A 12,902-nucleotide genomic window follows, 5' to 3' on the forward strand; every position below is an offset into this window, starting at 1 on the left:
GCTGTCGCCGTCCTCTGGCGGCGCGGCGCGTTTCACCTTGAAATATAGTCGATTATAAGTGTGGAACTTTTAAATGTTTATAATTACAAAAAAGCTGGCATCCCTGTTCGGATACCAGCCTCTCAAACCCTTTTTACCCGGACCCGTGCGCCCTCTCTTCCAGCAGTCGTTCTAGAGGAAAATGAGCAGCAGAATGCCTGCGACAAAGCAATAATAGGAGAAATATTTCAAATTGCCACGCGCCATAATGTTCATGAACCAGCGCATAGAATAGTAGGTCACGATTAAAGTAGCGATGAAGGCTATGAGATAAGGAATCATCAGCGAGGTGCGGTTAGGATCATTGGCAATGTCCGACACGCCCAGCACCAGTCCGCCCAAGCTAATTGGTATGTATAGCATAAAAGAAAACCGCAGCGCCGTCTCCTGCTTCATCCCAACCGCAATAGATGTAATGACGGTAGAACCGGAGCGGCTAATACCTGGAATGAGCGCTACAGCCTGTGCCAAACCTACAATTAAAGCGTCCTTGACCGTCAGGTCGCCATCCCGCTTGCGTCCTTGCAAATTGCGGATTAGCCAAAGTGCCACACCCGTTATGAGCAGCGATATCGCCACCGTGCGCACGGAGGAGAAATATGATTCGATTTGATCCTTGAACAGCAGCCCGATAATGACGGCCGGCACTGTTCCAATGACGACATACATAGCGAACAGGAAGTCGCTTTTGTAGGCCTTGTCCCGTGTTCTCATATATTTGATGGTGTTAACGATCAGCCGATTAATATCCTGGCGAAAAATGTAGCCAATCGCAATCAGCGATGCCGTGTTCGTTAAAATCTCAAATGCCAGTCCTCGCTGATCTACGCCTAGCAGTTGCTGGGCAATAATTAAATGTCCGCTTGATGATACGGGGATCGGCTCCGTAAAGCCCTGAATAATACCGAGAATCAAATACTTCAGCCATAATACGAAATTGTCCATACCGTCTCCTTTTTTGCTTGTATTTACCTCCCCTATCATAACGCACCCTAGTAAAAATGATCAAATCTCCTGAGTTGCCCACTACTCGCAAGCATGGTATAAATAGCGAAAGCATGAATCATTTCCAGTTGCAAAGGGGGCTACATCGGCTGCTATGAAAATCGAGCGAATACTTCCCGAACCTCTTGAAAGCTTCCCCTATCAAACAGCGGCGGCTGGCGGTGGAACCTCCCCTGTGCTGCTGCCCGTCTATCAGGGCTTTGTATCCGGATTGCCCGAGCGTGTAGATGCCCTAATTGTCACCTCCGATTTGCAGGGCGTTGCCATCGATGATGGTTGTGAGGTACAGCTTGGCGAGCTGCTCCCCGAATATTTAGCGCTATTAATGGCGATTGAATTTCCCCATCTTTCCCTACAGCGTACGGTCGCTCTGTTATGCGGCGATTTATATGGGGATGCCAGCAAAAGGGGCAGCAGCGGTAATCCCCTTCAAGTCTGGCTCGCTTTCGGTGAAACATTCGGCTGGGTCGCAGGTGTACCCGGCAACCATGATATAATGGAGTCTGCGCATATGAATATGCTCGCCGCTAGCGATTGCATGCATTTCATGGACCTGCCAGCTTTGACCGAAATATTAGGACTCCGCCTTGCCGGTCTAAGCGGCATTATCGGACGAGCAGACAAGCCTAATCGCATGTCTCAGCACGATTATGTGAAGTGGCTTCGCAAGCTTATTATGAAGCAGCCCCACGCTTTGCTTCTGCATCAGGGACCGGATGAGCCGACACTTGGGCTTGAGGGGAACAGCGCCATTCGCACTGCGCTTGAACAACTGCCAGAGACGCTTGTATTTTGCGGGCACTCACACTGGGAGCCTCCCTATGCCACGCTTAGCAATGGAAGCCAGATTTTGAATACCGATGGCAAAGTCTTCATCCTGCTGCCCGCTTAGTTGAAGCACTGCTTTTAGCTTTTTTTTATATAAATGCCAACAGAGGAGAGGTTCCGCATTGAAGCTGGTTTCATGGAATGTTAACGGGCTGAGAGCCTGTGTAAATAAAGGGTTTAATGATTATTTTACCGAGATGGATGCGGATATTTTCTGTCTGCAGGAGACGAAGCTTCAGGAGGGGCAAATTTCGCTGGAGCTCGGTGAGGCGTATTCGGATTACTGGAACTATGCTGTTAAGAAGGGCTATTCCGGTACGGCAGTGTTTACGAAAGTACCACCGCTTTCCGTCCGCTATGGCATTGAAGAAAATGAAGAGCCGGAAGGCCGCATTTTGACGTTGGAATTTGAGGGATTCTATTTGGTTAATGTATATACGCCTAATGCCAAGCGCGATTTGCTGCGGCTGGATTATCGACTGGAATGGGAGGATCGCTTCCGCACTTATTTGCAGCAGCTTGATGCGGTGAAGCCCGTCATTGTCTGCGGCGATCTCAACGTCGCCCATCAGGAAATCGATCTCAAAAACGCCAAAGCCAACCACGGCAATTCCGGTTTCACCCCGGAAGAACGCGGCAAAATGACCGAGCTGCTGGCCGCCGGTTTTGTCGACAGCTTCCGCTATCTCTACCCTGACCGCACCGATGCCTACACATGGTGGTCCTATATGCCGAAGGTTCGCGAGCGGAACGTCGGTTGGCGCATTGACTATTTTCTGATCTCAGAGCGACTCGCTCCACTGCTGAAGGACGCGGCCATTGATTCCGCAATTATGGGAAGCGATCATTGTCCGGTGCTGCTAAGCATGGACCTTTAATGAAGAAATAATATTTTGAACCGTTAAATTCTGCTTGCAGATATTAACGGTTTTTTTGTGTTTTTCTTTTTAATTTCAACATTTTTCGACATTTTGCTACTTTATTCTTTCCAATTAGACACTTCCGTTCAGAATCGGTTCAGCCCTAAAAAGTAAAATGAAGCTAAGCATCCTACTATTCGTAACAAGGAGACCCGGACAAATGAACAATTATTGGCGCAAAATGACCGCATTATCCCTGAAAAAGGGCCCCTCTCTTTTTGTTTGTGCTGCAGTATTGGGAACCACCTTGTCACTATCTGCTCCGGCATATGCAATTCCAGAACCTTCGAACTACTTTCTTCCTGTAGTAAACAATGATCTACAATGGGTTAAATTTGATTCCAATGCGAATGCGGGAATGGGATCAACCATTGACGTTTATGGCAGCTACATCTCATTGGATTCACAGAAGCTCTTCCCCCCATCAACCACCATAACGATGTTAACTGCTACTTCCAGCAATACGAACGTCGCGTCTGCGGATGGTTATTTGCCCGACTTTGAGATGGAAATATTCGGACCGGGAACGACTGAAATCAGGGTTGAAGGCGTTACCTCTGAAAATGAAAAGCTGACCGAACACTTTCGCTTGACGGTAGACCTCTTCGCCGATACGAATAAAGACGGCATTATTACGTCAGCGGATGCCTTTCACATCGTTCGAGAGTTGAACAGAAATTCCACCCTTACTTCCGGAGACCTCAATTTATATGATATCGACCGCGACAGATCCGTAACGGCAGCGGATGCTTCCGCCCTAATGAGCCTCTACACTGGCAAAACCGTTCCAGACTCGTCTAAAAAATATATCGTCACCTTAAGCTCCATTGACGATGCTCCAGTTGTATATAACGGCTCCTTAAGCGCCGATACATGGGCACCAGGCCAAACGGTGACTGCGCAATACAGTTATTTTGATGCTGAAAATGACTTCGAAGGCAATACCCGCATTAAATGGTTCCGCGGCCTGCAAGCTGATGGATCAGACCGTACGGAAATCATAAGCGAAACGTCGAATAGCTATACGCTTCAGCAAACCGATCTAAATTATTATGTGTTCGCAGAAGTGACACCGGTTGCCGCATCGGGCGATCTGCTGACGGGCCAAACTGTCCTATTGAAGCCCGATTCTATCGTATTGAGTGCTACTCCTATCATTGTTAGCCGCGCACCCGAAAGTGGAAGTGTAAATGTCAATAGAAATGCCGATATTGTCTTCACTTTTGATAGAGAGGTTACAGCTGTTCCTGGTAAATTTATTCGTTTTTATAATACTGATATAGACGGCGTTGTATTAAACTATGATGCCGATGATGATTACAATATCGAGGTTGATGGAAAAACAGTTACCATTAAAAACCTGGCTGGAAAACTGACATACGGTACAAATTATTTAATTTTAATTTCCGCTGGTGCCTTTAAAGATGCAAACGGCAACAATTTTGCAGGCTTCAATGGTGCAGAATGGGAATTCGCTACCGAATACCCGAGCTAACCCTGCATCAGCCCTTACATTTATAAATTTCAACTGATATTTAAGCTTCATCCATCTACTCTTACTTTCATGGAGGTTATTATGCAAATATCAATGAAGCAAGCTCCCGCAAGACGCCTTCTGCTGCTCATGTTGAGCTGCCTGCTCGTATTGCCAGCTTTTCTCGTCCCTTCTGCCGCACATGCTGCATCAGACGCCCCTACAAAGGTTACGATTACGAATACCAATGTGACAGCCGGACAATCAGCAACCGTGCCCGTCATGCTCACAGATCCAGGAGACGGCGTCGGCGCTTACAATATGCAAATCGACTTCGATCCTTCCGTACTGAGCATCGTCAGCATTACACCTACACATGGTGAAGTGGCGCCAGAAAACGGCGCTCCATCAGCTACAGGCTATTTTCAGTCCAACTTTGACAATACGGCGGGCTGGGCACGCGCCATCTGGATAGACTCTACGGGCGGAGACTCGCGCATTAACGATCCTGTCCAACTGTTCGCTATTGAGGTTAAATCGCTCAGCAGCGAAACGACAGGAACGTATCACCTCACTGTAGATACGACGAACGCTGAGAAATGGGCGTTCTACCGCAGCCCATCGCATACGACGCCTTCTACCGTTGATGGCGGAGAAATCGTCATTTCGAAGGCCAACTCAGGATCTGGTTCAGGTTCAGGTTCAGGTTCAGGTTCAGGCTCGTCAGGCGGCGGTTCCACCACAACTCCTGTTACAACTACACCAGCTCCGACAACTACAACAACTCCGGTTATTGTATACATCGACGGCAAAGAGCAGCCGCAGTTCGCAACGGCTCAAACATCCGTTCAAAATGGCCGCAAAACGGTTCAGCTGGATGTAGACAATGACAAGGTCATTAAGCAAATCGACACAGCTGGCATTAAAGAGCTTGTGCTCCCGATTCAAGACAGCACAGCTGCTGTCGTAACTGGCGGCTTGAACGGTCAGCTGGTGAAGGAGCTGGAGAAACGCGGCGCAACTGTTAAAATCGAGACGCCAGCGGCTAGCTACACCTTGCCTGCGAGCGACATCAACATTGATGCGATTTCCGCACAGGTCGGTACCACGGTGAAGCTGTCCGATATTAAAATCATCATTACTATTACCGCAGCAGACAATGCAACCATCAATTCTGTACAAAGCCAAGCGTCCAAACAAGGCGTAAGCGTCGTTGGCGCTCCGGTAAACTTTGAAGTCATTGCGCAGTACAACGGACAAAACATCAGCATTGGCCAATTTAATCATTATGTAGAACGCTCGATCGCTCTGCCTGCCGGCTCCGATGGCTCGAAGATGACAACGGGTGTCGTGCTTGGTGAAGATGGTACACTGCACCATGTACCGACCTATATTTCCGTAACGGGCAGCACGTATTTTGCAAATATCAACAGCTTGACGAACAGCAGCTATGCGGTCGTTTATGCCCCTGCTTCGTTCAAGGATGTTGAAAATCACTGGAGCAAAAATGACGTCAACGATCTCGGCTCCCGCCTGATCATGAAGGGCGTATCGAGCACGGAGTTCGCACCGAATGCTTCCATTACACGCGCTGAGTTTACAGCAACTTTGCTTCGCGCGCTTGGTATTCACAAGGCTTCCAGCACCACTTCGGTTTCCTTCTCCGATGTAAAGGCAGGCAGCTGGTATGAAAATGAAGTGAAGCTCGCGGTATCAAACAAGCTGATCAGCGGCTATTCGGACGGCACCTTCCGTCCAAACGGTTTGATTACACGTGAAGAAGCGATGATTATTTTAAACCGTGCTCTTGCGCTTACAGCTTTGCCAACCGTCAGCGATACTGCTGAAATCGACAGCCTGCTGGCTGCTTACGGAGACAGTGCATCGGTATCGGGCTATGCGAAAGCCGCTGCTGCCAGCGCTTTGAAAAACGGCATTGTGCAAGGTGCTGACGGTTCACTGAACCCGAATTCCAATGTGACCCGAGCAGAAACGGCTGCTATTGTGAAGCGCCTGCTCGTCAAAGCTGGCCTGATTAACGGCTAAGCTACTAGCAAGCTTGTTATAAAGCTGTAAGATTCTGAGCTTGGAATCTTGCAGCTTTTCAAACTCAGCTGCTGGAATTATACAAACTACTCGGAATAAAGGAGACTTACGACAAATGAAGCATTCTTTGCGTAAAATGGCTGGGTTTTCACGCAGCAAAGGTCCCTCGCTATTGTTGTGCACCGCTGTACTAGGAACAAGCTTGTCATTATCAACTCTGGCGCATGCAGCATCTGGTCCATTGAACTACTTCCTACCTGTTGTAAATAACGATATACAGTGGGTCAAGCCTACTTCTAATTACAGTCCTGTCCCTAGCTTGGGATCGGAGATTATTACGTACGACTCCTCCATTATGCTGGATACGAGGAAGCTGTTCCCTCAGGGAGCCATCATCACTACGTTAACCGCTTGGTCCAGCGATACAAATGTCGCATCGGTTAATGGGCAGCTGCCTTATATAGACGTTGAAATTTTAGCTGCTGGAACGACTGAAATCAGAATTGAAGGCGTTACAGCTGGAAATGAAAAGCTTACCGAGCATTTCCGCGTTACGGTCGACCGCTTTGCGGATACGAACAAGGACAGCATGGTTACAGCAGCGGATGCGTTCCTAATCGCAAGAGAGATAGACCGGAATACCGTCCTGTCCCCGGGCGACGCCAATCTGTACGATATCGACCGTGACGGCAGCGTCTCCATGGCAGATGTAACAGCACTGATGAATCTGTATACCGGCAAAACCTCCCTTGACTCAACTGAAAAATATATCGTTACGTTAAGCTCCATTGACGATGCTCCTGCTGTGTACAACACTTCCTTAAGTGTCAACTCATGGGTGTCTGGCCAGACCGCTACTGCACAATACAGCTATTTTGACGCCGAAAATGATGCCGAGGGCAATACCCGCATTAAATGGTTCCGCGGCACGCTGGCTGACGGCTCCGACCGTGCGGAAATCATCGGTGAAACGGCGAATACCTATAGCCTCCAGCAAGCCGATGTCAATTATTATGTGTTCGCAGAGGTTACGCCTGTTGCCGCATCTGGTGATCTGCTGACGGGCCAGGCTGTCCTCTTGAAGTCAAATGCTGCCGTAGCAAGCGCTGCTCCTTTCATTGTAAGCCGCACCCCTGTAAACGGAAGCGTCAATGTCAATCAAAATGACGATATTGTTTTTACATTTGATAGAGACATTTCCGCCGTTGCTGGTAAAGAGATCAAATTTATTGATACCTCAACTAACAGTGAAGTGCTGAGCTTTCCAACCGACTATCCAGCTCACGTTATCATTAGCGGAAATACGGTTACCATTAGCGGTTTAACCATGTTCCTGCCATCCGATACACAATTCAGCATTATCATTGATGACGGCGCCTTTGAAGATATGGATGGCAATGATTTTGCAGGCACTGCATTTGCTGAATGGGTCTTCACTACCCAATACGTAGGTTAATTTTGTGAAAACTACCCAACGTCAAAATACCCAAGCACCACACATCTACCCTTACAATCATGGAGGTTATTATGCAAACTTTATTGAAGCAAGCTCCTGCAAGACGCCTTTTGCTGCTCATGCTGAGCTGCCTGCTCGTGTTGCCAGCTGTTCTTCTCCCAGCTGCCGCACACGCTGAATCAAGCGCTCCTGCTCAGGTTACGATTACGAATACCAATGTAACAGCCGGACAATCGGCAACTGTGCCTGTCATGCTGACAAGCCCAGGAGACGGCGTCGGCGCTTACAATATGCAAATCGACTTTGATCCTTCCATCTTGAGCATCGTCAGCATCACGCCTACACATGGAGTAGTTGCTCCCGAAGACGGCGCTCCGTCGGATACAGGGTATTTCCAGTCTAATTTTGACAACACAGCCGGCTGGGCTCGCGTTATCTGGATAGATTCCACGGGCGGAAATGCGCGCATTCATGATCCGATCCAACTGTTCGCTATTGAAGTTAAATCGCTAAGCAGCGAAACGACTGGAACGTATCATTTGACTGTAGATACTTCAGACGATGAGAAATGGGCGGTCTACCGCAGCTCATCGTATACGATCCCGTCTACCATTGATGGTGGAGAAATTGTCATTTCCAAAGCCAACTCGGGTTCAGGTTCTGGCTCTGGCTCGTCGGGCGGTGGCTCCACAACACCGACTCCGACTCCTGCTGCAAGCACACCGGCTCCAACAGCAATATCAACACCTGTCATTGTCTACATTGATGGCAAGGAACAGCCGCAATTCGCAACTTCCAAAACCTCTGAGCAAAATGGACGCAAATCCGTCCTGCTTGAGGTTGACAACGATAAAGTAATCAAGCAAATCAGTACTACCGGCATTAAGGAGCTGGTACTTCCGGTTCAAGATACAACTGCTACTATTGTAACCGGCGAGCTTAACGGCCAACTGGTGAAAGAGCTGGAAAGCCGCGGCGCAGCTGTTAAAATCCAAACGCCAACCGCTACCTACACGCTGCCGGCCATCGACATTAACATTGACAGCATTTCCGCACAGGTTGGAGCTTCGGTTGCCTTGTCGGATATTAAAATCACGATTACCGTGAAAACAGCGGACAGTGCAGCAGCAAGCGCCATCCAAGCTCAAGCTTCCAAGCAAGGCTTGAACGTTGTTGGCACTCCGGTAGACTTTGAAGTTACCGCAAATTACAACGGGAAAAGTGTAGTCGTTAGCCAATTTAACCATTATGTAGAGCGTACGATTGCTCTGCCTGCCGGCTCTGACGGCAAAGCGATTACAACAGGCGTTGTATTTGGCGAAGATGGTACGCTGCACCATGTACCGACCTATATTTCCGTAACGGGCAGCACGTATTTTGCCAATATCAACAGCTTGACGAACAGCAGCTATGCGGTCGTTTATGCCCCTGCTTCGTTCAAGGATGTTGAAAATCACTGGAGCAAAAATGACGTCAACGATCTCGGCTCCCGTCTGATCATGAAGGGCGTATCGAGCACGGAGTTCGCACCGAATGCTTCCATTACACGCGCTGAGTTTACAGCAACTTTGCTTCGCGCGCTTGGCATTCACAAGGCTTCCAGCACCACTTCGGTTTCCTTCTCCGATGTAAAGGCAGGCAGCTGGTATGAAAATGAAGTGAAGCTCGCGGTATCAAACAAGCTGATCAGCGGCTATTCGGATGGCACCTTCCGTCCAAACGGTTTGATTACACGTGAAGAAGCGATGATTATTTTAAACCGTGCTCTTGCGCTTACAGCTTTGCCAACCGTCAGCGATACTGCTGAAATCGATAGCCTGCTGGCTGCTTACGGAGACAGTGCATCGGTATCGAGCTATGCGAAAGCCGCTGTTGCCAGCGCTTTGAAAAACGGCATTGTGCAAGGTGCTGACGGTTCACTGAACCCAAATTCCAATGTGACCCGAGCAGAAACGGCTGCTATCGTAAAACGCCTGCTTGTCAAAGCTGGACTGATTAACGGCTAAGCTTAATCTGTATGGTTTTAATCAGGCTGCAAAATTCTGTCTCTAGAATTTTGCAGCCTTTTTCCACCGATGATATTCGACAAAAAGATTCAGAATTCGTTCAACCGCTTGTTCTACAATAAAAGCATCATCTCATCAATCGGCTTACAAGGAGACCTGTGCGAATGAATAACTATTGGCGTAAAATGACTACTTTTTCCCGCAGCAAGGGGCCTGCGCTTATTTTGTGTGCGACTATGCTGGGGACCGCACTGCCGCTGCCCAATGCAGCAAATGCAACTCCAGCTAGTTCCAACTTTTTCACCCCAATCGTTAATAGGGACATTAGTTGGATTAAGCCTTCCTCCGATTCCAATGTGCCATTTGGCGCCGCTATCGAGCACAGCGGTTCCCATATTGCCTTGGATGCAAGTGTGCTGTTCTCTGGTATTGCTGGTCTTTCACAGCTAACAGCCTCCTCCAGCAATTCCGCTGTTGCTACAGCAAATGCTTATCAGCTTTACACTGAATTAGAAATTTTATCTGCGGGAAGAACTACGATTACGCTGGAAGCACATACCGCTAGCCTTGAGAAGCTTACGGAGCAGTTTGAACTGACGGTAACCCGCATCGGGGACACAACTGGCGACGGTGTTATCACAGCCGCTGACGCCCTGTACATCATGAAGGTGGTAAACAGCGGCACTGTACTGACGCCGGAAGAAATGAACCTGCTTGATATTAATCGTGACGGCGTTGTAACCGCTGCTGATGCGACCAAGCTAATGAGCAGCTATGCGGGCAAAGGCATTTCTACAAACAGCTCCACTTACATTGTCACGCTTAGCTCCATCAACGATGCTCCTGTGCTGTATGGCGCTTCGCTCAATGGTTTACTGAAGGCGGGCGAAATGATGACGGTGCAATATGATTATTTTGATGCCGAAAATGACGCCGAAGCCACATCCATCTTACAATGGTACCGCGGCTCGCAGGCTGATGGCTCGGACCACACGGCCATTGCTGGCGCAACTTCGGCCTCCTACCTCGTCGCGCCTGAGGATGTTGGCCTTTATTTGTTTGTCGAGGCTACACCAGTTGCAGCGACAGGCACAACACATGGTCAATCCATCACGCTGACCTCCAGCACGGTGGTGCCAGATACGTCTGCACCCTATATTCAGAACCGAGTTCCGGCTCATTCAGCGGGCGAAATTAGTGCCACTGCCGATTTGGAACTGACAATGAATAAGCCTGTTACAGCTGTTTCTGGCAAGAAGATTTATATTACAAATACGGCAAACCCGCTTGATGTTCTGGCCTACGATGCAGCTGATACCAGTCATATCATCATAGATGGCAAAAATATTTCGATTAAGCATGCTGATCTAGGCAGTGAGACGAGCTATTTCGTCACGATTGACGCTGGCGCATTCATCGATCAAGCGGACAATGCATTTGAAGGCATCAGTGATTCCTCGGCATGGAGCTTTACAATTGCCGATATCGCCGCTCCGCTGCTCGTGCAGACCTCTCCTGCAAATCAGGAGCTGAATTATGCTTTGTCAGCCGAGCCTTCCCTATCGTTTAACGAGGATATCGTTCCGGTCACAGGCAAAAAAATTACGATTCGGCAGGCCTCAGACGATACGATCGTGCAAACCTACATCGTATCTGAATCAGAGCAGGTTACGATTCAAGGCGGCAAAGCGATTCTCCATCCCGCTTCACAACTTTTTCAATTCACGAGCATAACGGCTTATTACGTAGAGGTTGAGGAAGGCGCATTTACAGATGTGCATGGCAATCCGTTTGCAGGCATCAGCGGTGATGCAGCCTGGACGTTCCTGACCGCAGATTCGCGGACGTTAACGGCTGTCGATCTTGAGGATTTGACGGAGGATCAGCTGCGGGCTTCCGGCGGGGCTATTTTCAACGTTACATTAGATCAGGATACCTTCAATTCAGCAGCAGACATTAGCGACTTCGACCTCAATCATGCTCCACAAGGCATGTCTATACTGTCTGTTATGCATTTATCCTCCAAGGAAATTTGGCTCTCGGTTGATTACGACGACACCGACTTCGATACGGATATTACAAATTTCAGCATTACGGCCAAGGCGAGCGCTTTGACCAGCGGACGTACGCTTACAACTCCTGCCATGCTGATTGCAGCAACGGATGAGTTGGAGATTACCAGCCTGTCCCCTGCCAACCAGACGACGGGTGTGAATAAAAATTCACCGCTCTCCCTTACGTTTAATCGGCCCGTTACAGCGGCAGCAGGCCAAACGCTTACCGTGTATAAAGCATCAGACGATACCGTTGCCGCCAGCATCGCCCTTGATGATCCGTCTAAGGTGACGTTTAACGGCAATACGGCAAATGTCCAAATATCCGGTTTATCAGGCGCGACCGCTTATTATGTGAAGTTTGCTGCTGGAAGCTTTAAAGATAGCAATGGCCTGACATCGACGGCAATGACTTCAAAGACGCAGTGGACGTTTACGACGGTTGCTGACGCTCCGCCATTCACAACGTCGCCCGTTTATATTTCTGAATTTTTACTTCAGGATGAAAACCGGGCAGCCGTAGAAATTTATAGCAACAACCTTACAGGCTATAGCTTGTTTGTTTACGGGCGCAACTCTACCAATGGACAATATTACGAGAAAGAACTGGCTCTTTCTCAATTCACTCCGAACGGAGTAACCGTTATAATAGACACGGCGTGGTACGACTTTTTTGATTTAACCAATGCTGTCTATTACAATCTTGAAGAAAAACTTGCTCCAGAATGGGGATTTATCGTGAGCGGCATCGCTCTTAAGAAAGATGGCGTTGTCGTTGATGTGGTTGGCGATATCAGCTCAAACGGAGCTTTAACAAGCACCCTTTTCCCAAGCGGTGGCACAATGGTCCGCAAATCGGGGGAAATCGGCAAAAGCTTGTACGATACGAGCCAATGGTCGTTTTATCCAAAAGGGACGTACCAGTATATGGGGCATCACACGCCATAAATGACGATAATACTGTAAGGATGGTTTGCACTGCCTTGAAAACCAACACGCTGCAAGGCTCGTATAGCTAACGGCATCAGGCTGGAGTCCGTTCTGGGGACGGCTCCGGTCTCTTTTTTTGCTCCG

General features: G+C 48.7%; 8 protein-coding genes. 7 read left to right on the top strand and 1 reads right to left on the bottom strand.

All coding sequences use genetic code 11. The features are described 5' to 3' along the window. Positions 1-171: 171 nt before the first annotated feature. Positions 172-984 carry an undecaprenyl-diphosphate phosphatase gene (locus ACSR9A_RS06370; RefSeq protein ID WP_473756237.1) on the bottom strand — a complete coding sequence of 271 codons (813 nt, stop codon included), beginning with the start codon at positions 982-984 and terminating at the stop codon, positions 172-174. A 154-nt stretch (positions 985-1,138) separates the two neighbouring features. On the opposite strand from ACSR9A_RS06370, the gene ACSR9A_RS06375 reads away from it, so the two are divergent. The 7 genes from ACSR9A_RS06375 to ACSR9A_RS06405 all read left to right on the top strand — a co-directional run bounded on the left by ACSR9A_RS06375 (position 1,139) and on the right by ACSR9A_RS06405 (position 12,776). After that, complete coding sequence (locus ACSR9A_RS06375) at positions 1,139-1,936, top strand: metallophosphoesterase family protein (RefSeq protein ID WP_473756238.1); 798 nt, start codon at positions 1,139-1,141, stop codon at positions 1,934-1,936. 58 nt (positions 1,937-1,994) lie between these two features. After that, positions 1,995-2,750, top strand: a complete 756-nt coding sequence (locus ACSR9A_RS06380) for an exodeoxyribonuclease III (RefSeq protein WP_473756239.1) — start codon at positions 1,995-1,997, stop codon at positions 2,748-2,750. Between the two features lie 202 nt (positions 2,751-2,952). Continuing rightward, complete coding sequence (locus ACSR9A_RS06385; RefSeq protein WP_473756240.1) at positions 2,953-4,287, top strand: Ig-like domain-containing protein; 1,335 nt, start codon at positions 2,953-2,955, stop codon at positions 4,285-4,287. 81 nt (positions 4,288-4,368) lie between these two features. Continuing rightward, complete coding sequence (locus ACSR9A_RS06390) at positions 4,369-6,312, top strand: S-layer homology domain-containing protein (protein ID WP_473756241.1); 1,944 nt, start codon at positions 4,369-4,371, stop codon at positions 6,310-6,312. Positions 6,313-6,427: 115 nt separating this feature from the next. Further along, positions 6,428-7,768, top strand: coding sequence for an Ig-like domain-containing protein (locus ACSR9A_RS06395; RefSeq protein ID WP_473756242.1), 1,341 nt, complete (start codon positions 6,428-6,430; stop codon positions 7,766-7,768). 71 nt (positions 7,769-7,839) lie between these two features. After that, entirely contained in the window at positions 7,840-9,774 is a 1,935-nt protein-coding gene (locus ACSR9A_RS06400; protein ID WP_473756243.1) for an S-layer homology domain-containing protein, read from the top strand. A gap of 164 nt (positions 9,775-9,938) precedes the next feature. Then, positions 9,939-12,776 carry an Ig-like domain-containing protein gene (locus tag ACSR9A_RS06405; protein ID WP_473756244.1) on the top strand — a complete coding sequence of 946 codons (2,838 nt, stop codon included), beginning with the start codon at positions 9,939-9,941 and terminating at the stop codon, positions 12,774-12,776. The last annotated feature ends 126 nt before the right edge of the window (positions 12,777-12,902 follow it).

Source organism: Paenibacillus sp. R-74696 (assembly GCF_055814915.1).